22 protein-coding genes, 1 tRNA gene and 1 pseudogene are annotated in these 25,232 nt (G+C 47.3%); 2 read left to right on the top strand and 22 right to left on the bottom strand.

Going from position 1 to position 25,232, the window contains the following annotated elements:
- Positions 1-69: 69 nt before the first annotated feature.
- Positions 70-723 (top strand): biotin transporter BioY, encoded by a 654-nt coding sequence (locus HXT36_RS06060; RefSeq protein ID WP_421778784.1) that lies wholly within the window; start codon positions 70-72, stop codon positions 721-723.
- A gap of 284 nt (positions 724-1,007) precedes the next feature.
- On the opposite strand, the gene HXT36_RS06055 is transcribed toward HXT36_RS06060, so the two are convergent.
- From HXT36_RS06055 to HXT36_RS06010, 10 genes are all read right to left on the bottom strand, one after another.
- Entirely contained in the window at positions 1,008-1,916 is a 909-nt protein-coding gene (locus HXT36_RS06055; RefSeq protein ID WP_421778783.1) for a biotin--[acetyl-CoA-carboxylase] ligase, read from the bottom strand.
- 77 nt (positions 1,917-1,993) lie between these two features.
- Positions 1,994-2,815, bottom strand: a complete 822-nt coding sequence (nusG, locus tag HXT36_RS06050; protein WP_016802627.1) for a transcription termination/antitermination protein NusG — start codon at positions 2,813-2,815, stop codon at positions 1,994-1,996.
- A gap of 28 nt (positions 2,816-2,843) precedes the next feature.
- On the bottom strand, positions 2,844-3,059 hold the full coding sequence (secE, locus tag HXT36_RS06045) for a preprotein translocase subunit SecE (RefSeq protein ID WP_004111941.1): 216 nt from the start codon (positions 3,057-3,059) through the stop codon (positions 2,844-2,846).
- 38 nt (positions 3,060-3,097) lie between these two features.
- Positions 3,098-3,173: transfer RNA gene (locus HXT36_RS06040), tRNA-Trp, on the bottom strand.
- A 135-nt stretch (positions 3,174-3,308) separates the two neighbouring features.
- Positions 3,309-4,613, bottom strand: coding sequence for a pyridoxal phosphate-dependent aminotransferase (locus HXT36_RS06035; RefSeq protein WP_421778782.1), 1,305 nt, complete (start codon positions 4,611-4,613; stop codon positions 3,309-3,311).
- A 560-nt stretch (positions 4,614-5,173) separates the two neighbouring features.
- The gene (gene proB / locus HXT36_RS06030) at positions 5,174-6,319 is read right to left on the bottom strand and encodes a glutamate 5-kinase (RefSeq protein WP_421778781.1); all 1,146 of its coding nucleotides are present in this window, start codon (positions 6,317-6,319) and stop codon (positions 5,174-5,176) included.
- A 10-nt stretch (positions 6,320-6,329) separates the two neighbouring features.
- Complete coding sequence (obgE, locus tag HXT36_RS06025) at positions 6,330-7,994, bottom strand: GTPase ObgE (protein WP_115761708.1); 1,665 nt, start codon at positions 7,992-7,994, stop codon at positions 6,330-6,332.
- 355 nt (positions 7,995-8,349) lie between these two features.
- Positions 8,350-8,601, bottom strand: coding sequence for a 50S ribosomal protein L27 (gene rpmA / locus HXT36_RS06020; protein WP_004106248.1), 252 nt, complete (start codon positions 8,599-8,601; stop codon positions 8,350-8,352).
- A gap of 33 nt (positions 8,602-8,634) precedes the next feature.
- Positions 8,635-8,943, bottom strand: coding sequence for a 50S ribosomal protein L21 (gene rplU / locus HXT36_RS06015; protein WP_004111933.1), 309 nt, complete (start codon positions 8,941-8,943; stop codon positions 8,635-8,637).
- A gap of 178 nt (positions 8,944-9,121) precedes the next feature.
- On the bottom strand, positions 9,122-12,505 hold the full coding sequence (locus HXT36_RS06010) for an Rne/Rng family ribonuclease (RefSeq protein ID WP_421778780.1): 3,384 nt from the start codon (positions 12,503-12,505) through the stop codon (positions 9,122-9,124).
- Positions 12,506-12,825: 320 nt separating this feature from the next.
- On the opposite strand from HXT36_RS06010, the gene HXT36_RS06005 reads away from it, so the two are divergent.
- Positions 12,826-13,767 carry an AEC family transporter gene (locus HXT36_RS06005; RefSeq protein ID WP_016636162.1) on the top strand — a complete coding sequence of 314 codons (942 nt, stop codon included), beginning with the start codon at positions 12,826-12,828 and terminating at the stop codon, positions 13,765-13,767.
- A 47-nt stretch (positions 13,768-13,814) separates the two neighbouring features.
- Here the strand turns inward: HXT36_RS06005 and HXT36_RS06000 are convergent, their stop codons facing one another.
- The 12 genes and pseudogenes from HXT36_RS06000 to HXT36_RS05945 all read right to left on the bottom strand — a co-directional run bounded on the left by HXT36_RS06000 (position 13,815) and on the right by HXT36_RS05945 (position 24,721).
- Complete coding sequence (locus tag HXT36_RS06000; RefSeq protein WP_421778779.1) at positions 13,815-14,102, bottom strand: toxin-antitoxin system antitoxin subunit; 288 nt, start codon at positions 14,100-14,102, stop codon at positions 13,815-13,817.
- A 33-nt stretch (positions 14,103-14,135) separates the two neighbouring features.
- On the bottom strand, positions 14,136-14,429 hold the full coding sequence (locus tag HXT36_RS05995) for a hypothetical protein (RefSeq protein ID WP_016636160.1): 294 nt from the start codon (positions 14,427-14,429) through the stop codon (positions 14,136-14,138).
- Positions 14,430-14,531: 102 nt separating this feature from the next.
- A pseudogene (locus HXT36_RS05990) lies at positions 14,532-14,855 on the bottom strand (KilA-N domain-containing protein); the annotation flags it as partial.
- Positions 14,856-15,336: 481 nt separating this feature from the next.
- Entirely contained in the window at positions 15,337-16,767 is a 1,431-nt protein-coding gene (locus HXT36_RS05985; protein WP_421779247.1) for a Maf family nucleotide pyrophosphatase, read from the bottom strand.
- A gap of 99 nt (positions 16,768-16,866) precedes the next feature.
- The gene (locus HXT36_RS05980; RefSeq protein WP_016788531.1) at positions 16,867-17,220 is read right to left on the bottom strand and encodes a hypothetical protein; all 354 of its coding nucleotides are present in this window, start codon (positions 17,218-17,220) and stop codon (positions 16,867-16,869) included.
- 10 nt (positions 17,221-17,230) lie between these two features.
- Entirely contained in the window at positions 17,231-17,539 is a 309-nt protein-coding gene (locus HXT36_RS05975; RefSeq protein WP_421778778.1) for a hypothetical protein, read from the bottom strand.
- A 52-nt stretch (positions 17,540-17,591) separates the two neighbouring features.
- Complete coding sequence (thrB, locus tag HXT36_RS05970) at positions 17,592-18,671, bottom strand: homoserine kinase (RefSeq protein WP_421778777.1); 1,080 nt, start codon at positions 18,669-18,671, stop codon at positions 17,592-17,594.
- 81 nt (positions 18,672-18,752) lie between these two features.
- Entirely contained in the window at positions 18,753-20,144 is a 1,392-nt protein-coding gene (locus HXT36_RS05965) for a homoserine dehydrogenase (RefSeq protein ID WP_421778776.1), read from the bottom strand.
- A 77-nt stretch (positions 20,145-20,221) separates the two neighbouring features.
- Complete coding sequence (locus tag HXT36_RS05960) at positions 20,222-21,232, bottom strand: CPBP family intramembrane glutamic endopeptidase (RefSeq protein ID WP_421778775.1); 1,011 nt, start codon at positions 21,230-21,232, stop codon at positions 20,222-20,224.
- A 12-nt stretch (positions 21,233-21,244) separates the two neighbouring features.
- Entirely contained in the window at positions 21,245-22,390 is a 1,146-nt protein-coding gene (locus HXT36_RS05955) for a D-alanine--D-alanine ligase family protein (RefSeq protein WP_421778774.1), read from the bottom strand.
- A gap of 174 nt (positions 22,391-22,564) precedes the next feature.
- Complete coding sequence (locus HXT36_RS05950; protein ID WP_421778773.1) at positions 22,565-23,560, bottom strand: NAD(P)H-dependent glycerol-3-phosphate dehydrogenase; 996 nt, start codon at positions 23,558-23,560, stop codon at positions 22,565-22,567.
- Positions 23,561-23,839: 279 nt separating this feature from the next.
- Complete coding sequence (locus tag HXT36_RS05945) at positions 23,840-24,721, bottom strand: lysophospholipid acyltransferase family protein (protein ID WP_415695144.1); 882 nt, start codon at positions 24,719-24,721, stop codon at positions 23,840-23,842.
- Positions 24,722-25,232: the final 511 nt, after the last annotated feature.

Below are 25,232 nucleotides of genomic sequence, written 5' to 3'. Positions count from 1 at the left end.
AACGCGCGGCTGGTGATTTTTGTCTAATCTTTGATTCAGCAACGAAAAACAATACGAAAGAAGGATATCGTGGCTAATTTTGAATCTAACTCTGGTGCAAACTCTAGCGCAGTTGCATCTAAGGCTTTTGACGTTAATCGTTTGGCTGTTCCATTTGCTAAGGCGTTTTTGTTTACTGTTCTTATTAGCGCTGCCACTATGGCTGGCGCATTGCCAATTCCTGGAACTCCTGTTCCTGTAACTTTGCAAACTTTGGTTTTGGCTTTGGCAGGTCTTACTTTGACTTGGCGCCAAGCCGTTAGCTCTGTGCTTATGTACCTTGCGATTGGTGCTGCTGGAATGCCAGTGTTTGCAGGCGGAAAGAGTGGCGTTGTGGCTTTTGCAGGCCCTAGCGTTGGATTCCTTGTTGGATTCGTGTTCGGTGTAGCTGCGATTGCGCTTGTAAAGTCTGCGCTCGAAGGCGTTGTTAATGCCGCTATGCCAGAGGATTCTGTTGCTAAGAAATTTGCACGATTTGGCGCGTATTTTGCAGCATCTGTTGTTGGTTCTCTTGTGATTTACGCATTTGGATTTGTAGGCCAATCGCTTATGATGCACTTGCCTGTTTGGGCAATCGCCGTGGCTTCTACTGGCTTTATTGTGGGCGATATTATTAAGGCTGCAATCGCTAGCGGAGTTTGCGCAGGATTGTATGGCGCGTTTAAACGCAATCACAATGCATGATCGTGAAGCGTGATTATGCGTGATTATGCGTGATTATGCGTGATTAATCGCAAGCGTAACGCGCTAACTATTCTAAGGCCGCAGTCTCGTCACTGCGGTCTTTTTGTATCAAAAGCAAGCGAAGACGTGAGCGCGGCTAATCCGCGCGAGCGACACGACCTGCCTTTTCCGCTTTTTGTACCAAATTTGACCCGAAAATGGTACAAACTCGGGAAAAAACTTCCGCACTTTGTACCACATTTGACCTAAATCACGTACAAAATGCGGAAATATCGTTCGCGCGGTCAAAGCGCGCAAACATCTCCCGTGTGCACAATCGCAGATTCTCCCGAGTCTTTAAGAATCAAAAGCGAAGCATCATCATTAATGCTCTGCGCAACGCCTTCTACGCATTCACCGTTATTTAGCTCACTATTAACTTCTGGCGCATATACGCTAACTTTGCGCCCAAGAGTCCAACAAACTGCGCTAACTTCCTTACGCAAGCACAATGCGCTTTGCGCAGGATTTTGCACAAAACTCGCGAGTCTATTGTTTAAGTTTTTCGCTAAACGCTTAGCAATAATATCCCTTAACTCCATAGCGTCTGGAAGATTCGCGTAATGCATTTGCAAAGATGTTGCCTGCTCAATTGGAAGCGACTCTTTAGACACATTAAGATTAAGGCCGATTCCAAAAATCACGCCAATATTTTGTTGCGAAGATTCATGATTTTCAACATAGCTATTATTTGCAATAGCTGCGATTTCGGTTAAAATTCCGCCTTCTTTGCAATCGCCAATAAAAATGTCATTTGGCCATTTGATTTTTATTTCTTGACCAAAATCGCAAATTTTACTTTCTACTTTGCCAACTTCTACGACTTCGCCGATTTTGCGCGCACCAACTTCTTTAAGCGCGCCAATCAGCGCATCTCTTGCGCAAAGCCCTGCAATCATAGGCAGCCAACCGTTGTATTTTGAATCCATAACAACGCTTTTTGGCAAAATAGCACCATAAGACGCTAGAAAGCTTTGCCCCGATTCGCTAACCCACTTGCGACCAAGACGGCCTCTGCCAGCACTTTGATTGTTTGCAATAATCGCACAAACAAGCGGATTCAAAATTGAAGAGCTTTCAAAATCGCAATTAAGAAGCTCTTTTCGCGCAATATTTTGCGTAGAATCAACAGAGTCTAAAAAGATAAAATTCATCGAGAATTAAATCCCTTAAAATCCATAAAATCGCCTAAAAGCCTAAACCTATTTAATAGCTATTTAAACAACAACTATCAAACAATAGGCTCTACCTGGTCAAAGCCAAGCTCCACAGGAGTCTCTCTGCCAAAGATAGAAACAAGAACTGTAAGCTTTTGCGTTGTAGGATCTACGTCCGAAACTACAGCAGCCATAGTTGCAAATGGGCCGTCTGTAACTGTAACTTGATCGCCAACCTTGTAGGCAACTTCCACCTTGCGCTTGCGAGCAGCAGCTGGCTTATCTCCAGCCTTCTTCAACGCCTCAGACGCAATCATAGGAGCCATCATATCAATAACTTCCTTGCGGCTAAGAGGCGCTGGTTCCTTAGATGGGCCAACAAAACCAGTAACGCCTTCGGTCTCGCGCACAATGCGGCGAGCATTCTCGTCTGGCCACATGCGAATAAGCACATATCCTGGAACGCGAACGCGCGTAATAACCTTCTTGCCCTTGTCTGTGTGCTTTTCAACCTCTTCCATTGGAACTTCAATCTGGAAAATCTTATCTTCCAAACCAAAGCTTTGAACGCGAGATTCAACGTTAGTTTTAACGCGCTTCTCGTAGCCAGAGTAGGTGTGAAGAACGTACCACTTGCCTTCAAGAGTTCGCAAAGTCTTGGAAAACTCGGCGACTGCGGCGGCGCCAGCGTCTGTAGGATTTACGTCCGCGGAATCTTCGGAATCTTCAGCAGAATCAGCAGAATTGTCGGCAGAATCAGCGCTATTTTCCACTGGCGAATCGCCAGCAACCGTAGATTCAGCCTGCTCAGGCGCATCTGCAGCAGCAGAAGCTGCATCTAAATCAGCAAAATTCTCTACAGACTCAACATTTTCGAGATTCAACTCGTCAGTCATATTTGCACACCCTCAAAATTCGTTTAAATCAGCCAAACAGCCACATAACGGACTTGCCTAAACCGAAGTCCATAACAGTGACAAAAACCATCAAGAAAATAACAAAAATAAACACGGAAGCAGACCAAGCAAACAACTCTTTGCCGTGTGGAGCTACGACTTTGCGCGTTTCGTCAATAGTTTGCTTAATGAACATGCCAATACGCATGAACAAATTTGGCTTCTTCTCTTTTGCCTTGGCCATGCTTGAATCCTTCGTTTGAAAATTGTTAACAATAAAACTGGCAGGGACGGCGGGACTCGAACCCACAACCTACGGTTTTGGAGACCGTTGCGCTACCAATTGCGCCACATCCCTAGGTGAACTTGCTAATCATACCTTAAAAAGATTGACTTGGCAAAACCGCCGAATATTCATGATAGCGGAAGGGCAAGATTTAAGGGGTTTTATTATGATTAGCGAGTGTCGCTAAATGCGCGGAAGCTTCCGACTTTAAAGCGCGCTACCGCCTTCAATCCACTGCTTCATGCGCCTCATGCCCTCAGCAAGCTGACTATCCGCCAAAGCGCACGAGAATCGCAAGTAACCAGGCGCGCCAAAAGCCTCGCCAGGAACAGCAGCAACATGCGCTTCGTCAAGAAGCATTTGTGCAAACACAGACGATGTGCCTGGAATCTTAGAATCCTTGCCAAGTGGGCGCTCAAGCAGCGCCTCAACATTTGCAAACGCGTAGAAAGCTCCGTGCGAAAGAGGGCAAGTTACGCCTTCCATGCTGTTTAACGCTTGCACAATCGCCTTGCGACGAGCGTCGAAGGAATCACGCATTTTTGCAACTTCATCTAATGGTCCGCCAACTGCTGCAAGAGCTGCGCGCTGCGAAATATTAGAAACGTTAGACGTCATGTGACTTTGAAGCTTAATCGCGGCCTTCGCAACGTCAAGCGGCGCAACCATCCATCCAACTCGCCAACCTGGCATTGCGTACGTTTTTGCAACGCCGTTCAAAACAAGCAGCTGGTCGCGCACTTCTGGCACTTCCACGCCAATGTACGAAGTTTTTACGCCATCGTAATGCAAGTGCTCGTAGATTTCGTCGGAAAGCACCCAAATATGGTGTTTTACAGCCCATTCGCCAATCGCGCGAATCGTTTGCTCGCTCCAAATAGCGCCTGTTGGATTAGAAGGCGAAGTTACAATAATCGCACGCGTGCGCGGTGTGCGAGCCGCCTCAATCGCCTCAATATCTGGCTCAAAACCGCGATCCGCGCCAGACATAACAGGCACAGGAACACCGCCTGCAAGTTTTACTGCCTCTGGGTAGCTTGTCCAATATGGCGCTGGGATTATAACTTCGTCGCCGTCGTTTAGCAAAATCTGGCATGCTTCGTAAACAGCCTGTTTGCCGCCATTCGTTACAACAACTTGATTTGGGGAAACGTCGTAGCCAGAATCGCGCTTAACTTTGCGCGCAATCGCCTCGCGCAGCTCTGGAAGGCCAGCCGTAGCTGTGTACTTGTAGTTTTTTGGGTCTTTGCATGCGGCGGCTGCGGCTTCCACAATGTAGAGCGGCGTTGGAAAATCAGGCTCGCCTGCGCCGAAGCTAATAACGTCGATTCCTGCGGCTTTCATCGCTTTTGCTTTGCCATCTACAGCAAGGGTTGCACTCGGTGCCACTTTGTTAATGCGATTGCTCATAGAGCGCCATTGGGAGTTTGATGTATTTGCTGCGATTTGCTGCGAACCTTCTGCGATTTGCGATTCGTTTTCTGCCATATTTGCTGCGATATTTTCTGCCATACTTACAGTTTAACCATTACACGTTATTTCCCGATTTTGTTTACGTTTCAACCAGCGCGGCTTCCTATTTAACGTTGTAGGAGGGCTGGGTAATTCTACGCTCGCGCGTTACAGCGCGCTCACGCCCTCGCTTGCGTTGAAAGCACACTGTGCTTTCAACTTTGAGCAAGCTCAGCGAATCGAGGTGACTTCTCGCGCGCTATGCAGCTCGAAGTCGTCGATTCGCACAACGCTCCGCCTCTTACGTGTTGTCGGTTGTTGCGGTTGTTCCGATTTGGCTTTGATTTTGTTTTTGGTTTAAGTTTGTTTGTAGGCGTGTGTCATTGGATTATTTGGTATCGGCTGCCGCTCTTATACTGTTCGACCAAGAATCACCCAGCCCTCTTGCATGCTAGAACTTTTGCGTGGTTTTTATCGCCGAGATTCTCGATTTTTCTTCTTCATTCGATGAATCACCATTTCATGCTGAGGTTCATCTCATTCAGGGCGAAAAATCTCGAATCTCTACCTAATTTGGCGAAGCTCTAAGCGCACACGCAAATCGATTAGCAAATAGAAGATTATAAAAGCACAAGATTGTCGCGATGAACCACAGGATGCGCGTATTGCCGCCCCAAAGTGGCCTCTAAATCGTCCGTAGTAAGCCCCATTACCTGCGGTATCTCGTCTGAATCAAATGCAACTAGTCCTTTGGCTAAGTGGTTTCCATGCTCATCATCAATCCACACTGGGTCGCTCGCACAAAAATCGCCAGTAACCCCTACGATTCCAGCAGCCAACAGGCTTGCTCGCCCTGCGCAAACGGCTGCAGCAGCACCAGAATCTACAATAATCGCACCATGCGGATTAGACGCAAAACCAATCCAAAGTCTTCTAGAAGACGCGCGCGAGTTTAGTGGCGCAAAAACGGTTCCAACCGAATCGCCAGCTAGCGCACTCTCCGCGCTACTCGCACACGTCAAAAGCGTTGGGATTCCAGAAACAGCAGCAATATGCGCCGCATCCATCTTGGTTACCATTCCGCCTGTACCAACGCCCGATCCGCTTTCGCCAACTTTAACATCGTCTAGCGCGCGCGTAACATCTGCAACAAAGCTAATCCGCTTAGCACCTGGCTCGCTGGGCGGAGCAGTGTAAAGCGCGTCTACGTCTGTTAAAAGCACCAGCGCATCTGCGCGAACAATGTTTGCAACAAGCGCAGCCAGCCTATCGTTATCTCCAAAACGTATTTCGTTACTAGACAAAGCATCGTTTTCGTTTACGATTGGCACAACGCCTAATTCCAGCAGCCTAAGCATTGTGCGCTGAGCATTGCGATAACGAGACGGCGAAATAGTAACGTCTGCCGTTAGTAGCATTTGCCCTACTTTTAGACCATATTTTGCAAATGCTTGCTCGTATTGCGCCATAAGCAAGCCCTGACCAACCGAAGCCGTAGCTTGCTGCGTTGGAACGTCTTTTGGCCTAGAATCAAAGCCGAGCAGCCCAAATCCTGCTGCGATTGCGCCAGAAGACACAAGCACAACATGCGCGCCGTTAATTTGCGTGCGACTAATGGCATCTACTAGCGAGCGCAACTTTTGCACATCTAAGTGACCATTTTGCGAAGTTAGCGAGCTAGACCCCACTTTTACGACTATTGTGCGCGCATTGCTAATTGAACGCCGAACCCCGTTTTCGGTAGGCTCAATTGCTTTATTAACCATTATTAATCAATTACTCTCCACGCCCAAATAGGCTCTGCTCATCGTGTTTATCGTCATCTACCGATGGATCTGCCCAATGCCCTTGCTTGCGTTCCGCCATCATAGCGTCTCGCACGGCACTCTTTGCATCCATCATTGTGTGGTAGTCGCGGCGGCGCTCCGCATTAGTGCGCCTTGCGCCACGCGGGTCATTTGCCTCAAGTCGCAAGTCTTTTCCGCGCGCACCAAGGCTTGCGCCATCCAAACCTTCCGCGCCTGCTGCAATGCTTGGATCCCAGTCGAAGCAAACCATGCGGTTTCCGCGGCCAATCCTAATCTCGTCTCCTGGTCGCGCGCCCTTCTTGCGCAACTCGTCTTCTACGCCAAGCTTCGCTAAGCGATCCGCCAAATAGCCCACTGCCTCGTCGTTGTCGAAGTTTGTTTGCACAACCCAACGCTCTGGCTTAGCACCCGTAACAGTAAACCAAAAGTCGCCATTTTTGTCTTCTTCGCGCTCGATTGTAAAGTCGCTAGCACTTCCGCGTCCATCATCTCTGCGGCGTCGTAATGCTGGCTGCTCAAGCGGCTGAATAACAACGCGTTCTTCTTCTCGCGCAGCCTCTTGCTCGGCAAGCTTTTCGCGCATACTAGCCACCATCTTTCCAAGCGCAAAACCAAGCTCTTTCAAGCCTTCGTGAGAAGCAGTAGAAATCTCAAAAACTGGCATGCCCATTTTTTCAAAGTCGCTTCGCACAAATTCTGCCAACTCTTTTGCTTCTGGCACATCAATCTTGTTGAGCACAATAATTCGCGGACGCTCGGGAATTGGAATCGCTCCAAGCGGCAAATCAAGCTTGTTTGCGTATTGCGAAAGCTCGTGTTCCAAAGCCTTATAATCGCTGATTGGGTCGCGATTTGGCTCTAGCGTTGCACAGTCGATTACGTGGGCGATTATTTCCGTGCGCTCAATGTGACGCAAAAATTCTAGACCAAGTCCTTTTCCTTCGGAAGCACCTGGAATCAATCCTGGCACGTCTGCGATTGTGTAGCGGTATTCGCCAAAGCTGACTACACCAAGATTTGGAACAAGAGTTGTAAACGGGTAATCTGCGATTTTTGGCTTTGCAGCACTGATTGATGCTACAAGACTTGACTTTCCTGCAGAAGGGAATCCAACTAGCGCAACGTCTGCTATCGACTTTAGCTCTAGGATTACGTCTCGCTCTTCACCAGGCTCGCCAAGCAGCGCAAATCCTGGAGCGCGACGCACCTTGTTTGCAAGAGCTGCGTTTCCAAGGCCACCAGCACCTCCTGCTGCGACTACGAAAGTGTCTCCTACGTGTTGCAAATCCGCCAAAACGTTGCCAGGCTTTTTTTGCGCGCCCGATGCGCCCTTCGCCTCAAAAATCACGGTTCCAACTGGCACTGGCAGTATAAGGTCTTCCCCTTTGGAGCCGTCTTTTGTATCTCCCAAGCCCATTGTGCCACTTTGCGCTACTCGATGTGGCATAAATCGGTAATCAAGCAAGCTATTTGCATTGCGATCGGCTACGAATATAACGCTTCCGCCGTTGCCGCCATTGCCGCCATTTGGCCCTGCAAGTGGCTTGTATTTTTCTCTACGCACGCCTGCGGAACCGTTGCCGCCGTCGCCGCCTTTAACATGTACTGTTACTCGATCTACAAAATCGCTCATAACTTTTACCTTACTTGATGCTCAATACTCGCCAGATTTGCCTGCGCTTTGACTGAGCTTGAAATTGCATAACGCATTTCAAGCTCCTTCAAAGCGCTGAGCCGCTTAAGCGTAAAGTCCAGTGGACTTTACGCGCGGCGAAGACGTTCGCGCGCTGTAACGCGCGAACGTCTTGACCTGCCTTTCCGCATTTTGTACGTAATTTAGGCCAAATTTGGTACAAAAGCGGAAAACACTTACGCACTTTGTAGCTCAAAACGCCAAAATCAACAACAAAAAGCGTCAATACTCGCCAGATTTGCAAAAACAAAAAAGCCGCACCGAACGGGGTGCGGCTAGAAGATTAATGAGTTACTCAGGCGGTAACTACGTCAACAACCTTGCGATCGCGACGAATGCCAAACTTCACATTGCCGTCTACCAAAGCATACAGCGTGTGATCCTTGCCCAAAGCAACGTTCTGTCCTGCATGGAACTTTGTGCCGCGCTGGCGAACAATAATGTTTCCAGCCACAACAGCTTCTCCACCGAACTTCTTAACGCCAAGATATTGCGCCTGCGAATCGCGACCGTTGCGCGAGCTGGACGCACCCTTCTTATGTGCCATCTTGCTGTCCTTTCAGGTTTATAACACCGTCAATCAGGCGATGGCCGTGATCTTGACGAGAGTCAACTTCTGACGATGACCCTTGCGGCGAGCCACGCCAGTCTTGTTCTTATACTTCATAATGCTAATCTTTGGACCCTTAGCTTCGTCGTTAAGAACTTCTGCCTTAACTGTGATCTTTGCAAGATCCTTAGCGCTTAAGGTCACCTTAGCACCGTCAACAACGAGCGCGACCGGGAATTCCACGGTATCGCCCTTCTTTGCATCGAGACGGTTTACGAGGATGGCGTCTCCAACCTCAACCTTCTCTTGATGGCCACCGGCCTTCACAATCGCGTACATAATTCGTTCCTTAGCTAAATTGAAAGCTTTACTTTTGCCTCGCACGCAGCATTGAACATGCGGCAAGACACCGACTATCAAAAATACACCTACCCCTGTACTAACGTCAAGAGCTAATCTATAAAGTCGAGCTAAACAGTAGAAACTATTGTACTCAAGCCTTATACTTTGGGCGTTTTTAGTTTTCTGATTCGTCTGTTTTTTCTTGTGACTCGTCTTTTTCTTGCGACTCGTCTGTTGCTTCTTGCGATTCAACGGTTGCTTGCGACTCTTCCGCTGGCTTATCTACTGGCTCATCTACTGAAAAATCGCGAGCATCCGCAACATCCGCAGAATCCACACTAATCGCAGCATCCTCACTAATCGCAGCATCCGCAGCATCCGCAACATCCGCAGAATCCGCATCATCCTTACCGCCGTCCAAACTTCTGCGCAAAGACTCCTCAAAGAACGCCGAAGACGCAGCCGCAGCCGCAATCTTCGCCAACTTAGCGCGAACATCCGCACTAGACTCCTGCTTAACTGTAGGCGCAGTGTCTGCAATGCTTCCGTGGCCGTGCTTATTGGTCTTAATAAACGGATCTCCGCCCTTAAGCGCGTACGGATCGGCGTATTCCGAAGACACAGTCGGCTCGTCGTGAAGAATAAACCCACGGCCTTTGCACGTTGGGCACTCCTCCGAAAACGCTTCAACAAGCCCCTGCCCAACTCGTTTACGCGTCATTTGCACAAGACCAAGAGACGTAACTTCCGCAACTTGGTGCTTTGTGCGGTCGCGCGCAAGGCACTCAACAAGCCTACGCAAAACAAGATCACGGTTTGCCGGCATAACCATGTCTACGTAGTCGATCATAACCATGCCGCCAATATCGCGAAGTCGCAGCTGGCGCGCAATCTCTTCGGAAGCTTCCAAATTGCAACGAGTCACAGTCTCTTCCAAAGACTTTCCGCGGCCAATAAAACGACCCGTGTTCACATCAATAGTTGTCATTGCTTCCGTTCGGTCAATAACAATCGACCCGCCTGCAGGAAGATAAACCTGGCGCTCCATGCCTTTTCTAAGCTGGCTGTCGATTTGCCACTTGTCAAACACGTCTTTACCTTCATGCTCTGCAGGATCCCAGTACTCAATCTTGCTTTGCAAATCAGGCGCCATCATCTCCAAGTATTCGCAAATGCGGTCGTACGCGCCCTTGCCTTCCACAATCATCTTTTGGAAGTCGTCGTTAAAAATGTCTCGAACAACACGAATCGCCACGTCTGGCTCTCCTTGCAACAGCTTTGGACGCTTTCCGTGCAAGAATTCCTGGCGCTTTGCCTCTATGCGATCCCACTGTTTTACAAGCGACTCAAGGTCTTTTTCAATCGCATCTTCACTAGCACCATCGGCAGCAGTTCTAATGATTATGCCCATGTCTTTAGGCGCGATTTTGCTTACGATTGCGCGAAGTCGGCTTCGTTCGCGGTCGGACAGCTTGCGACTTACGCCCGTCATCGCTCCAGACGGCACCAGCACCAAGAACCTTCCAGCAAGCGTTACTTGCGATGTTAATCGCGCACCCTTATGGCCTATAGGGTCCTTAGTAACCTGCACTAAAACAGGGTCTCCCGCCTTAAACGCAAGCTCCATTCTTCGCGGCTGACCTTCTAGCCTGGTTGTATCCCAGTTGACTTCGCCAGCGTAAAGCACGCCGTTTCTAGCCTGACCAATGTCTACGAACGCAGCCTCCATGCTTGGCAAAACGTTTTGCACGCGGCCAAGGTAAATGTTCCCAACGGTTGCAACTTCTTGAATGTCGGAAACGTAATGCTCTACAAGAATGTTGTCTTCGATTACAGATATTTGCGTGTGACGATCGCGCTCGCGCACAACCATAAGTCTGTCAACGTTTTCACGCCTTGCCAAAAAGTCTTGCTCCATAAGCAAGTTCTGGCGGTTGCGCTCTCTGCGATTATCGCGGCGGCGCTGCTTTTTGGCTTCCAGCCTTGTGGAGCCTTCAATATCTGTGATTTCGTCAATATATTGCTGTTTTCTAGACCTTCGACTTTGCGAATCCGTCTCTGCAGAGTCAAATCGCGATTCACTCGTGCTTGAGTCATCTGCAATCTTGGATCTGCGACGCCTGCGCCTACGCGTGTAAACTTCTTCGTCTTGAGATCGCAATTCTTCTGGGTCTGGAATCAAATCTCGATCTTCTTGAGAAACCTCAATTTCGTCTACGCTGTACTTGCTAGACGTTGAATTAAAGGAAGAAGATTCTTCGGATTCGGTAGATTTATTGGCATTATCTGCTCTATCTGCCCTATCTACTCTAGAGGAGCGCCTGCGACGCCTACGCCTTGTTACAACGCCATCCTCGTCGTCTTGCAAATCGGATTCTTTTGCGTAGACTTCATTTGAATCTGCGCTATCTGCGCTATAAGCGCTATAAGCATCGTCAACGCTATCAAAGTTATCAACGCGATTTCTAGCAAAATCTCCACTAAAATCATCCTCAAAATCGCTATAGTCAAGTCTTCTAGAGGCTTTTCCAGCTTTACGATTTTCTATTGGCGCGTAAGTTATATCGTCGTATTCAAGGTCTTCTTCGATTTGCTCAACCTCGGCAGCAGCTCTGCGCTCTGCAGCGTTAAGTCTGCGATTTTTGCGCGATTTTCGGGCGTTTTGGCTTCCATACTCGCCGCGCTCACTTGCTTGCGATTCATCTTGATTCGCATTTTTATCTCGCTCAATTTGCGCGTTTTTCTCGTCTCGATTTGCTCTAGAACGCACACGAATCAATTGCGTATCGTCGTCTTGCAAATCATAATTATCGTCAAAAGTTTCGCGGCCGCTTTTAGCTTTGGCATAAGACTTGTTCGAGCGAGTTTTACGCGATTTTTTAGAATTGCGATTTGTGTCTTCACTAAAATCGTCTTTGTTTTCAAGTGATTCGCTAAAGTCTAAACTGTTGTCTGTTGACTTGCGATTATTGCGTGACTCTCGGCTATTTCGCCTACTCTCGTCTTTGCTGCGCAAATCACGAGAATCACGAGAATCACGCGAATCACGACGGCTGCGCGAATCGCGCTTATTACTGCTTGAATCTTCGTAATCCGAATCCGTCTCGCGGCTTTCAGCAGAATGCTCGCGCTGAGGCAAAACTGGCTCTTGGAACAAAAGCGATGTTATTGGGCGTAAATGTGCTTGAGATTGCTGCTGTGCATAAGAACTATCTGCCGCAGAATCCGCAACAAAAGGAGCAGAATCCGCCGCCGCTACGCCATTGCGCAAATCCTGATTATCTCCGCCTTCAACGTGCAACTTCATCGATTCGCCAGCAGCTCCTGCAACCCTAACTACACGCCTTCCAGCGCGCCTGCGACGCACGCCGTTAGCAGCATCTTTAGAGCCCGAAACAACATTAACAACGCCGCCAACTCTAGCGGAAGTAGCATTAGGATTTACGCTAACATTAGCACCAGCATTCTCGCTAGCACTAGAATTAGCATTTTCATTTTTATCTTTTTTATTATCGTCTGCTTCAAATCCGTTGAAGCTTTCTCGCGTTACTCTGGGCACAATGCTCCTAGCGAAACGCTGCAATCGTCTCGCGCTCTTAGCCTGGAATGGGCACGCTTGTGCGAGCCACCCCTCGGGCTGTTAATAAAGTCTAGCTGCGCGACAGCGGACACCTGCCTCGATTAAAAATCATGCGATAAAACGCGCGAGGGGATCGACGCCGTCGAATGCTTTGGCGGCTTGCAGCGCCACCGTTCTCTAGTATGCCATATTGCAGCGTCAAACAACATACGCGTGCGAATCATAGCGCTGCGAATCGTTGCGTATGCGCGGAGCCACACATTACCCCATTTGCAAAAATCAGCGCTAGAATCGTTTACATGGGTTTAATCAGCGCTATGCAAGGCTTTTGCGTAATCGGTATCGTGATTGCCGCTGGCTACGTAACTGCGCGTCTTCGCATCGGCGGATCGCAAGCACAAATGGTGCTTAATCGCGTAAGCTTTTTTGTTTCTAGTCCTTGTTTAATGTTTGCAATCCTCGCAAAAGAGCCAATTTTTGAGATTTTCCACTCGTCAATTTTTGTTGCGTTTTTCTCCGCAATGATTGTTGGCGTTGCGTTTATTCTGCTTAATCGCCTGTTTTTCCACCTTCCTGCGGCAGATTGCACAATTGGCGCGCTTAACTCGCTTTACTTAAACTCAAACAACATTGGCTTGCCAGTTGCAACCTATATTCTTGGAAATCCCGCGCTTGTAGCCCCGATTTTAGTTATGCAACAAGCTGTTTTTACGCCTGTTGGACTAACTGTTTTAGACGTTACAACCACTGGAAAGTGCTCTCTTAAGCGCATTGCTCAGCAGCCACTTAAGCAGCCACTTTTAATCGGATCGCTTGGAGGAATTATTATTTCGGCAATTTCCGCAAAAGTTGGCTATTTCCCTGTTCCGAATTTTCTTTATGACCCAATCAAGATGATTGGCGATTCCGCGGTTCCTATGATTTTAATGGCGTTTGGAATGTCGCTTTACGGCAGTAAGCCTCTACAAAAAGATTCTAACCGAGCTGCGATTGCTACAGTTGCGATTCTAAAAAACTTGATTATGCCAATTGTTGCGTTTTTGCTGGCTTATTTTGTTATGGGTTTTCGAGGCGCCACTCTTTACGCATGCGTTGTGCTGGCGGCTCTTCCGACTGGCCAAAACGTGTACAATTACGCTGCAAGATACAATGTTGGCTTGAGTTTTGCGCGCGACGGAATCCTGTTTTCTACCACTACAAGTCCGATTTTTATTGCGCTAATCGCAGCAGTTTTAGGGTGACTAATTCGCGCGCAATCGCAGCATTTTGCAATCGCAATACTTTTCAATCATCGTGCTTGCCTAGCAAGAAGCAGTTTGCACGCTTCTCGAACAACGTCCCCAACTTTCACACCCTGCTTATCAGCAGAAGCCTTTAGAGCCTCCGCATCTTCAGCAGATATGCGGAAAGTTATAGGCAGCATAGCTTCTTTATAAATAGGCGGTCTGCCAAGCGGCTTTTTAATATGCAAATTACCAGCTTTTCCATGATATATGCCTTTTTCAGCATCATTTTCCCACTTATCAAGCATTTCATCGGTAACGTCAACGCCACCTTCACCACGAAAATTAGCCATAATCACTCCTAATATTTCTTAACTATATTCTACTTATCTTCTACCAAAAATTTGTCTAATTTCTTCTTGGCTAAATCCCATTTCAGCAAGAAACTTTTTAGTTGCAGGCGCTACGTGAAAAATAATCCATTCCCCATCTTCACCTTTATAAGCAATAAGTTCCGTAATAACACCACGCGAATCCCAAGCAAGTGAAAGCATCTGACTGGGCTCATACTCGCCTTGTCTGGGAAGCTCTCTACATGATGAGTTCCACATATTTATTACTTCAGTTTCATCGAGCCAGGGTCTTTTACGAATGACTCTAGGATGTACTAAAACCTTCATAAATATTATCTCCCACTCCTAATATTTCGTATACGAAATGTTATCACATTGTGCCAGAGATTATCAAAATATTTATTGAGCAAAACGAAAGCAGCAAACTAGCGCAACTATGCCAATAGCATTTGTTGATTCTACCCATCTTTTAGGAGATAAAGTAAAAGAATTAGAACCAGCCTCGTTCTTAAAGGAGTCGAATTCGACCCCTTTAAAATTCGGATTGTTAACACTCTCCCACAATCCCAAGAACTCAATAGTATTCTTCACTCTCAGCCAATTTTTAACAACATCTTTAGGTTCTTCTTTGTTTTTATATCTCGCAATATCGGTTAAACTAACGTAATCATTCCTAAAATCTTCCGTATAAACCTGAATTGTAAAGCCTTTTGCCTTAATAATATCTTTTTTAATATTTGACGCATTAGACATAATTGCTCCCTAGTTTTTGCGCAAGTTTTTTACGTAATTATTTTATTTACTTGCTTAGTTTGCTTTATTTTTATGCGCTTAGCACAAAACCCATTAATCACAAACAAAACTACAAAATCTCGCAAAGCCACAAAACATCTAACAACTAGCAGAAAACTAGCATGCATCAGCGCATAAACGTCATTTTATAAGATTTCACAGATAAGAATCAACAAACTCGGATTATGATACAAACACACTACACAAACACACAAAACCGTAGTGCGATTGTACTGAATTTTGGCGTTTTTTAATACAAACGCACTACAAGGCAGGTCATCGTTCGCGCAGGTTAGCTGCGCTCACGTCTTCGCCGCACGTAAAGTCCACTGGACTTTACGTTTGAGCGGCTCAGCGAATCGAGGTGATTTCTCGCGCATTATGCAGCTCGAAATCGTCGATTCGCGCTACGCTCTAAGAGGAAAGGCAGGTCGTCGCGCAGCTACATTTGCGATGCAAGAGAATCAAGGCGAGCGCGGAAAGACGGCCAATCCGTGCGCATTGCCGTAAGCAGCTTGAGCTTCGGCACATCGTCAATCGGCACCCACTTAATTTCCATACTCTCGTCGTCGTGCGCGCACGGATTCACACAATGCCCCGGCTTTTCAAACGCAAAAACCGTTGTATAACGCCAATTCCCGTGATTTTCGCAATACGCTCCAACAACATCAATATCTTGAGACGTTATGTTCGCTTCTTCAAACGACTCGCGCAACGCGCCCTCAATCGCAGTTTCGCCATCAGATATTGCGCCGCCAGGAATCCCCCACGTGCCGCCTTCCGCGCTCCAAAGCGCGCGATGTTGCATAACAACATGAGTCACGCACCCAGTGGCATCGTCTCGCCTAGCAAGCAGCACGCCAGCCGCACCATTATGGCCCCAATGCTTGCGCCCACAATCGCACATAACCCATCCATCTCCTGGCTGATGCACGTTTTCTTTAGGCACTTCTTCGGAAGCTGGATCGTCTTTAATCGCCTCGCCCTCTAGCTTGCGACTATTCCACAAATCTGGCCAAGCGTACCCAAGATCGCAAACCATCTGCCTTAGCAGAGGCAAGCTGATTCCAAGAACTCCATGCGGATCGCCCTGAATTCCCTCAATAAACGCCCCGCCAAAGCCTTCTAGCGTAAATGATCCTGCCACTTCCAGCGGCTCGCCAGTTTCTACGTACGCGCGGATTTCCTCATCGCTCATATGTGCAAAAGTCACGCTTGCGCGACTCACCTTGCACACTGTTTTGCCACTTTTTGCATCGATTAAGCAATGGCCAGTAAACAATTCTCCAGTTTTTCCGCTCATTTGCTTAATCCGCTCAAATGCCACTTCAGGAGTATGCGGCTTGCCGTAGCATTCGCCGTCTAGCAAAAACATGGAGTCGCAGCCAACAATAAGCACGCTGTTGCAATCGTTACAAGATTCATTCGTATGCGCAAAATCGTGAATATCAAAAGTCTTGGTAGGCACTTTTACGCCAGAAAAATCGCGAGTTTGCGCAGTATCTACGTTATGCGTTACGTCTGATTGCGAATCGTCTGCCAAAGCTTTTACAGAAGATTCAGATTCAGCATTCTCAGCCTCATCCTCAGCCTCCAGCGGATACCCCACAACCAAATCGCCACTAGCCGAAGCTGCTGCATCTGCCACAAGCTTCCACGACTCATACACCGCAAAAGCCTTTGCTCGCGCCAAAATCGAAACGCGCTCCTCGGCGCTCATCTGCTCTACGCCAACACCTTGCGCATTTGCAGCATTACGCAACGCCGCTGGCTCATCTACCTCGCTCACGTGAATCACAGGAATCACGCCTGCAGCTGCCAACACCGCTCTTCTTGCAGGAGACTGAGAAGCCAAAATCAATGAAACTTTCATATTCCCTCTTTTTGCGATTTCACTTGCGATTTCACTCATAACTTCACTCATAACTTCACTCATAACTTCACTTACAGCTTCACACAAATTATTCGCGAGTTATTGCAACGCCGCTTGTAATTGACATTGCTCATTATGCATCTGAGCGTCTCTCAAAATCAAAGATTGCAAATATTTGCTTTTATTTGGCATGCCATCTCTCTTAGCTGCGCGAGAAATATATTCACTCCAAGATTTAGGAACACGAAAACGCTCTTGAACACTGTTTTCGCGCCTTTCTTTTGAATTTGGCCTTCCTGGTCCAGATAAAGATGCAAATATCTCAGTTGCATTGGAATCTTCAGAAAGCAGAGTTTGCATAATTTTTGCAGCGTCTTCTCCTGAAAATTGAGCTGCAGGAGGATTTTTTGGAGCAGACACATTTTCATCAGCTAAATTCTCATAAATATCCATTTCAATCACCTCATTTGCTCCACTTTTTCCAATATTTAAGCCATTTATCAGTCAAATGCTCTACATGAAACACAAGAAAATCTTTACCTTGTGGTCTTGCAAGCACTTCAATTAAATCATCTTCCCATGCACCTGAATGTCTTAAACATATAATTAAAGCAACGACTGTTCCATTCGAACTAGGCGGTTTTGATGCGTCATTAGGATTAACTAAGGCAAACCATACAGGCTTAGCCATAGCTTTTAGTATCTCTTCCTCATTTAGATGATCTTCATCAAAATGTTTGTACGCAGATTTGGGATCAAATCTAATAGCCATTGACTAATTGTACCACAATTTATTGACTTGATAATCCTCAACTTCACACAAATTATTCGCGAGTTATTGCAACGCCTGTAGAATCAACATGCGCGTGCAAAATTTTCCAATCGAAGCCATCCAAAAGTGGCTTTGCAATTTTTTCTATTTTTTCGTTTATATTAGTGGCGTTATTTTCCTCTTCGGAAGCTTCCGACTTTTCCGCGTAGAACACCGCTGCGCAAGATCCAGCTCCCGATATTGCAGCCGCAAACCCCTTGTCTCGCAAAGCTTTTACCAAATCCCAAGTTGGTTGCATAAGACTTGCTCGGTATTGCTGGTGAATAGCGTCTTTAGTAGCTGTAAAAAGCAAATCGTTTCTAGAAAGAGTGGATTTTACGCAAGAATCGCAAGAATCCGCAGAGTTGGCAGAATCCGCAGAATCGGCAGAATTGCAATAATTAGCAAACGCGCTAAAATCACCAAAATCACCAAACGCAATCGGCAATAAGCAAGCGCGCGAAACGTTAAACACAGCATCTGCATATGGCACTTTTTCTGGAAGAGCTTGACGAGCCATTTGCGTTGAAAGAGTAAAGTTCGGCACAAAAATCGTTGCACGAATTTGCTTAGAAACGCCGTATCGAACAGTGTGGAACTCATCGCCATTCTTCCAACTGGTTGTTAATCCGCCAAAAACTGCCGGAGCAACATTATCTGGGTGGCCTTCAATCGAAGATGCAAGCTCAAAAATAGCTTGCTTATTAAGATCCCCATTATGTGCAAAAGCCCAAGCTGCAGCCACGCCCGAAACAATCGCACTGGCAGAAGACCCCATTCCGCGCGCTTGCGGAATGCGATTATGCGCTTCTAGAGTAAAGCGCAAACGCGGCAAGCCAAATGCTTCGCACGCTTTGCGAAACGCGCGAACAACAAGATGCGTCTCGTCTTTTGGCAACGTATCTTCGCCTTCGCCGCTAATAATCACGCGAACATCTTGCGAATCATCAAACGAATCATCAACCGAATCATCAAGCGTAAAAACTAGCGAATCCGAATAATCAAGCGCAATTCCTGCAACGTCAAATCCAGACCCAAGATTTGCGCTTGTTGCTGGCACGCAAACTGACACACTATTGCATACTGGTTTCATTTCGCACCTTTTCCACTCGAGCAGCCTACTAAATTACTTAATTACTTAACTATTCGATTACTAAATTATTCGATTACTAAATTACTCAATAATTCGCAATGCAAGAGGCTTTGCACACACAGCATCCACCTTTTGCAAATCAGCAAGAATTGCGCTCAAATCCGCCTCTGTGCAATCTTTTACAAGCACGCGCAAATCGCCAGGGCCGCCGATTCCGCAAGCTCGGCAATCGCCTTCACCATCGTATTGAGTTTGGCAAAGCATAGGCAATCGTTCCGCGTTAACTCCGTGCTCCGCAAACACGTCCATCACTTCGCTGCAAAGAGCAAGCGAAGTATCCTCCATGCTGCATCGCACAACAAAATCCGCACGAATCGAGCGCGTAGAAGCCAAAGATTTGGCGTTATACATTGGCACGCTAGCATCGTTGCAGCCGCGCGCTATGTTTCTAGCAGCTCCAACAATATCTCCAACAACCGCGCTTGCTGTTGGCGCGCCACCAGCGCCGCGGCCGTAGAACATAAGATCGTCCGCCGCTTGCGCTTTAACAAAAACGGCGTTAAAGCTGCCATGAACGGAAGCCAGTGGATGCTCTTTGCTAACCAACGCTGGGTAAACGCTTGCGCTCACTGCGCCACTCGAATCGCAAGCAACCGCCGCAAGCAACTTAATCACGCGATTTTGCGCACTTGCTGCAGCAATATCTTCAGCCGTAATCGCGCTAATTCCTTCAACACTAACGTCATCAATGCTTATTGGCATTTGGAATGCAAGTGTTGCCAAAATCGCAGCCTTGTTTGCTGCATCAAATCCTTCAACGTCTCCTGTAGGGTCCGCCTCCGCATATCCCTTTTCTTGAGCTGCGCGCAAAGCCGAGTCAAAATCAAGCCCGCGAACCGTCATCTCGTCAAGAATGTAGTTTGTAGTTCCGTTTACGATTCCAAAAATTTGCGTGATTTTGTCGCCCACAAGCGACTCTCTAAGTGGACGCAAAATCGGGATTGCGCCTGCCACAGACGCCTCAAAGCTTAAATCCACTCCGTTTTTTTGCGCGCACTCATAGAGTTCTGGGCCAAACTTTGCAAGCAACGCTTTGTTTGCTGTTACAACCGATTTTCCGCATTCTAGCGCAGTTTTTACAAATGTGTGCGCTGGCTCTAAGCCGCCAATTAGCTCAACAATTATGTCTATATCTTCGCGTTTACAAATCGCTCCTGCGTCTGCGCTTAAAAGATCTTTGGCAATCCATGGCGCGTCCACTTCTTCTGGATGCAAGCACGCAACTGCAGCAAGCTCTAGCGGAGCGCCGATTCTTGCAGATAGTTCAGCGTTTTCTTCCACTATTAGACGCGCTGTTTGCGATCCTACTGTTCCAGCGCCTAAAAGACCCACGCGGATTGGATCTGCTGGATCTGCGGCAAAGCAATCGTCATCTGCACTATGCGTGATTTCTAAATTGTTTTTGTCTAACATAGACGCCTCCTAACTTAAATCAATATTCAATTAAATAAATTCAATTTACACAAACAGATTCAGCCTACGAAAATAGCCTACACAAACAGCATAAGCAAATTTAGCAAAATAGACACCACTAAGAATCCAACAACGCCAACAGTTCCGTAAAGCGCTCTTGTTCCAGCACTTCCGCGAATCTCCAGCGGCGAATCGTAGAATTCAAGATACCTCTTGCGACGAGCAAGAAGCACAATTCCAAACACAAACATAACAATCATAAACATTGCGTAAAGGCCTATAAACATAAATCCAGGAGCCAAATCCGCAATCTCTTGCGTGTTCAAGTTTTCAACCTTAATAAGATCTCCGTTTGAATCCATCATGTTGTTTGAAATCCACATTGCTATAACGCTTCCTTGGAAGTTTACAATCATGTGTAAAAATACGCTGTACCTAAGCTGCGACGTGCGAACGTACATGTATCCAAACACAAGACCAAGCCCAAAAGCGTAGAAGAACTGGAACATGTTCATGTGGAAAAGCGCAAACGCCAATGCAGAAAACACAATCGCGCGCTTTTCGCCATACACGCGCAACCTGTCTATAATTTGCTTTCTAAATAGCCATTCTTCCACAACTGGCGCCAAAAATACCACAAAAAGCAGCGTTTCCCACACGTTTCCGCCTGCTACAACGTCTGCAATCCTGTTCTCGGCTTTTCCGCCAGAAATAAGCGCAGAAGCCACAAGCCCAATGTAACTTCCTGCATACATTATTGGCACACTAACGGCAAAGAATCCGCCAAATTGGCGCAAAGACATAGTAAACTTGCGAGTTTCTATTGCTGGAGTGCGTCTTAGAACAAGCATTGCAAGCGGCAACGCTATTAAGTATTGCGCAACGTCCGAAGAAACAAAGGAGCTTAGCGAAGGACTTAAAACACCTTTTGGAACAAAAATGCTAATCAACTCGCCAATTAAAAGCGTTGCAAGAATCCACGTAAATAGGAACACGCACAGCGACACTCCTACAGATCCTTGACGTCTGCGCGCAATCGTGTACGCGTCTGGATGCTGTTTGTTTGCAAGCTTACGCTGTTTACGCATTTTTACCTCCGACTAGTCTAAAATCACGCCTTCAATAAGCTTTGTGATTAAATCGCTGTAGCTTATTCCTGTTGCTTCCCAAGCTTTTGGATACATGGAAATTGGCGTAAAACCAGGCATTGTGTTGATTTCGTTAAGGATTACGCGGCCGTCTTTAGTTACAAAAGAGTCCACGCGACTTAGCCCTCTGCCATCTGCCGCCTTAAATGCTGCGAGCGCCGTTTTGCGAACGCGTTGCAAAGTCTCTTCTGGCAAATCTGCTGGAACTTCAACGTGCGAAGCTGCAGAATCCATGTATTTGCTGTCAAAATCGTAGAACTGGTCTTCGCCAGCCTGGCGCTTGTCGAGCACAACTTCTCCAGGCCAGCTGGCTTTTGGCTCTTCACCATCGCGCGCTGCAAGAACCGCGCACTCAATTTCTCGCGCGTCAATTCCTTGCTCTATCAATACTCGCCAATCGTGCTTTGAAGCCTCAAAAACAGCATCTGCTAAAGCTTTAGCATCGCGCGATTCAACTTTTGTAACTCCAAAACTAGACCCTGCTCGGCTTGGCTTTACAAAAAGCGGATACTCTAGTTTTGCTTCTTCAACTTGCTCAAGAATTTTGTTTGCGTACGCTACGAAGCGATTTGCCGCGTCACTTTTAAACTTGCGCGCGTCCAGTGCTATTCCAGGAGCAACATTAATTCCTGCTGCCTTAAAAAGCTGCTTTGCGTAATACTTATCCATGCACGCAGCAGATGCCAAAACTCCGCAACCAACGTACGGAACTTGCATCATTTCTAGCAAGCCTTGCAAAGTGCCGTCTTCGCCATTCGGGCCGTGAAGAACTGGAAAAACTGCGTCAATATGCCCTAGGCTTGTAAGTGTGCCATCCGCTTCTCGCACCAAAAATCCGTCTGCGCCCTTTGCTGGGTCTAGCACAACATCGCGCGTTTGCGCGGTTTTTGTGATTACTGGCAGCTCGCCTTGTTCCATGCGGAAGTTTCGCGGATCTTCGCCGCCAACAATCCACTCGCCTTGCTTTGTGATTGCAATTCGTACAATCTCGAATCGACTTTCGTCTACAGCACTGAGCACTCCAGCAGCAGATATGCAAGAAATCGAATGTTCGTCTGCTTTACCGCCATACAAGAACACTACACGCTTTTTCGTCATTTTTTTCCTCTATATATTTTGAATTATTTTAGCTATCTTAGATTATTTTAGTTATTTTGAATTATTTTGGATTATTATTTTTGCTTACGATTTACGCGACCACGACTAACGCACTTACGATTTGCATGCTTACGATTAACGCGCGGCTTTCGCAACTGCTACTTTCGCGCTTCGCTACTCCTCGCAAACATCGTTATCAAAAAGCAATGCAAGCATCTCTTGGCACGAGATTCCTTCTTCTAACACGCGAGCCATTGCGCTTGCAAGCGGAGTTGCAACTCCCAAACGCTTGCCCATTGCCACAACCGCGCTAGTAGTTGGAACGCCTTCCGCAACGCCATTGCTCACAGCGGTTGCTTCTTCAACGCTCATGCCTTTTCCAAGATTTGATCCAAAAGTGTAGTTTCGACTTAGCGGAGACCCACAAGTTGCAACTAAATCGCCAAAGCCTGCAAGTCCTGCAAATGTGCGCGAATCTGCGCCTTCCGCAACGCCCAATGCCGTCAACTCTGCAAGACCGCGAGTTTCGATCATAGCGGCCGTGTTTTCGCCGTAACCTGCTCCTCGAGCCATGCCAACTGCAAGCGCAACAACATTTTTAAGCGATCCGCACATTTCTACGCCGATTACGTCACTTGACACAAACGCCTTAAAATAGCTGTTTGAGCAAGCTTTTGCTACAACTTCGGCATTCTCGCGATTCTCGCACGCAACTACCGCCGCAGCATGCTGCCTTAATGCCACTTCTTTGCTTAAGTTTGGCCCCGATAATGCTGCAAAACGGTTGCGCGGTAAGTTCAAGGCCTCGCACACAACTTCGTCCATGCGCTTTCCTGTAGCTCGCTCAATGCCTTTCATAAGCGAAACAACAATCGCATTTTGCGGAATTTTGCCAGCAAATTCTTCGAGTGCAACGCGCGCAAATTGTGCTGCAATCGCAACTACTACAATGTCTGCGTTTGCTACAGCTTCTTCGCGATTCCCCGTAGCCGTCATGTTTTCTGGCAAACGCTCTACGATTGGCAGTCTCACTTCGTTGCGGTGATTATCTCGAATGCCTTCAACAATTTGCGGCTCTATTGCCCACATTGTCACTTGATTTCCCGCGTCTGCAAGCACCTGCCCAAACGCCGTACCCCAAGCTCCAGCACCCAACACCGTAACGTTCATGTTTACGCCTAGCCTTTCGGTTTATTAGTGTAAACCGCTTTGGTCGTAAGACATTTGTAGCGATTTACAACTAGTCAACTCATAGTCAACCTAGTCAACTCATAGTCAACTTTTAATCACACTATTACATAATTCTACACAGTGCGCTTTACGGGCATTTTGTGAAGACTTTATTAGTGACTTGCTAACGATTCGTCAATGATTTATCTATGATTTCGTAACGATTCACTAACGATTCGCCAACGCACTACGACTTATCGAATCGCAAATTTACAATCGCTATTCTTTGACTCTTTTCATAAGCTTGTAATCGAAGTATCCTTCTGGCGATTTTTCGCCGCGAATCTCTTCCATAATTTCCGTCATGCGCACGCGTACGCGACGAGCCAATTCGGCAGCAGACTCCATAGGCGGCAAATCGCCCCAATGCTCCATATCTTTTAGAAGATCCGAATAGTCAAGACGCGCATCGTAGCACATTACAACGTTCTTCCTTGGCCACGGCCACCAATGATTAATGCTTGCAGCACCCCATGTAACAGCGCAAAATAGCGGAATTTGATGCCCCAGCCTGCGCGATGCTTCGAGTGCAATAACTCCGATTCCTGGCTTCATGCTCATAGGCCATTTTTGAGGGTCGCGCGTAACTGTTCCTTCTGGCCATACGCTAAGCGGCCTGCCGTTTGTAAGGATTTTAATCGATTCTTCTTCGATTTCGCGCGCTTTTCCACTTCTGCGTGGAACTGGTTGCATGCCAACAAGCTGGAACCATTTTCCTAAGATTGGCCAATGCGCAAGTTCTGCTTTTGCCATGTATCGCGGACGGCGACCTTGGTGGAATAGAGACGTCATTGGCACAAAAACGTCGAACATTGTAACGTGCGTGCAAGCGGTTATAAACACGCCTTCTTCTGGCACGTTTTCTAGTCCCCATGCGCGCACTTTGCAACGAGATCTAAGCACTCTAGACGTTCCTTCGAGCAGGCGCTCGGTTGCCTTTGGATTTTGCGCGTTGATTTCTGCTGCGTTTGGCGTACGCGCGCCAGTTGGGTAGTAATAAGTAGGATCAACTAACTTGTGTGTGCGCGCTAAGCGTTCTACTTGCTCATCGCTGAGCGGCTTAACTGCGCTTCTAGGCGAAGGTTTTCCTTTAGATACCATACGTCTATTGTGCCGCAAAGTATAAACCGCAAAATCTTCCATAAGCACACTACATGATTACGCCAGGCGCTGTAGAGATTCGAGATTTTTCGCAGCGGATGAAGCGTTTCGTTCGCGCGGTCTAAGCGCGCGAACGTCTTCGCCGCACGTAAAGTCCACTGGACTTTACGTTTGAGCGGCTCAGCGAATCGAAGTGCATTCGCGCGCTACGCTTTAAGCGCTCATGCAAGTCGATTCGCAGTCCTCCGATGGTGATTCGCTGAAGTAGCAAGAAAAATCGAGAATCTCGGTGATAAAAGCCACGCAAAAGTCCTAGATATCCAGAAGGTTTGATGTATTTCTCTACGAGCAATAAATAGCGCCGTACTAAAACCTAAAACCTTAGAATATTAACGTTCATAAGCTATACGCAAAAGTGTTTCGTTCGCGCGGTCTAAGCGCGCGAACGTCTTCGCCGCACGTAAAGTCCACTGGACTTTACGTTTGAGCGGCTCAGCGCTCTATTCCTCGC

The sequence above is a fragment of the Gardnerella sp. DNF01144 genome (assembly GCF_049244245.1).
Classification (GTDB): domain Bacteria; phylum Actinomycetota; class Actinomycetes; order Actinomycetales; family Bifidobacteriaceae; genus Bifidobacterium; species Bifidobacterium piotii.
Note: the sequence above shows the minus strand (reverse complement) of the source record. Positions and strands in the feature narration are given on the sequence as shown.

Bases quoted from the DNA above. Each gene is read 5' to 3' on its own strand.
- HXT36_RS06055 (WP_421778783.1), bottom strand. From the start codon at position 1,916: ATGAATTTTATCTTTTTAGACTCTGTTGATTCTACGCAAAATATTGCG.
- nusG (WP_016802627.1), bottom strand. From the start codon at position 2,815: ATGACTGACGAGTTGAATCTCGAAAATGTTGAGTCTGTAGAGAATTTT.
- secE (WP_004111941.1), bottom strand. From the start codon at position 3,059: ATGGCCAAGGCAAAAGAGAAGAAGCCAAATTTGTTCATGCGTATTGGC.
- HXT36_RS06035 (WP_421778782.1), bottom strand. From the start codon at position 4,613: ATGGCAGAAAATATCGCAGCAAATATGGCAGAAAACGAATCGCAAATC.
- proB (WP_421778781.1), bottom strand. From the start codon at position 6,319: ATGGTTAATAAAGCAATTGAGCCTACCGAAAACGGGGTTCGGCGTTCA.
- obgE (WP_115761708.1), bottom strand. From the start codon at position 7,994: ATGAGCGATTTTGTAGATCGAGTAACAGTACATGTTAAAGGCGGCGAC.
- rpmA (WP_004106248.1), bottom strand. From the start codon at position 8,601: ATGGCACATAAGAAGGGTGCGTCCAGCTCGCGCAACGGTCGCGATTCG.
- rplU (WP_004111933.1), bottom strand. From the start codon at position 8,943: ATGTACGCGATTGTGAAGGCCGGTGGCCATCAAGAGAAGGTTGAGGTT.
- HXT36_RS06005 (WP_016636162.1), top strand. From the start codon at position 12,826: ATGGGTTTAATCAGCGCTATGCAAGGCTTTTGCGTAATCGGTATCGTG.
- HXT36_RS06000 (WP_421778779.1), bottom strand. From the start codon at position 14,102: ATGGCTAATTTTCGTGGTGAAGGTGGCGTTGACGTTACCGATGAAATG.
- HXT36_RS05995 (WP_016636160.1), bottom strand. From the start codon at position 14,429: ATGAAGGTTTTAGTACATCCTAGAGTCATTCGTAAAAGACCCTGGCTC.
- HXT36_RS05985 (WP_421779247.1), bottom strand. From the start codon at position 16,767: ATGAAAGTTTCATTGATTTTGGCTTCTCAGTCTCCTGCAAGAAGAGCG.
- HXT36_RS05980 (WP_016788531.1), bottom strand. From the start codon at position 17,220: ATGGATATTTATGAGAATTTAGCTGATGAAAATGTGTCTGCTCCAAAA.
- HXT36_RS05975 (WP_421778778.1), bottom strand. From the start codon at position 17,539: ATGGCTATTAGATTTGATCCCAAATCTGCGTACAAACATTTTGATGAA.
- thrB (WP_421778777.1), bottom strand. From the start codon at position 18,671: ATGAAACCAGTATGCAATAGTGTGTCAGTTTGCGTGCCAGCAACAAGC.
- HXT36_RS05965 (WP_421778776.1), bottom strand. From the start codon at position 20,144: ATGTTAGACAAAAACAATTTAGAAATCACGCATAGTGCAGATGACGAT.
- HXT36_RS05960 (WP_421778775.1), bottom strand. From the start codon at position 21,232: ATGCGTAAACAGCGTAAGCTTGCAAACAAACAGCATCCAGACGCGTAC.
- HXT36_RS05955 (WP_421778774.1), bottom strand. From the start codon at position 22,390: ATGACGAAAAAGCGTGTAGTGTTCTTGTATGGCGGTAAAGCAGACGAA.
- HXT36_RS05950 (WP_421778773.1), bottom strand. From the start codon at position 23,560: ATGAACGTTACGGTGTTGGGTGCTGGAGCTTGGGGTACGGCGTTTGGG.
- HXT36_RS05945 (WP_415695144.1), bottom strand. From the start codon at position 24,721: ATGGTATCTAAAGGAAAACCTTCGCCTAGAAGCGCAGTTAAGCCGCTC.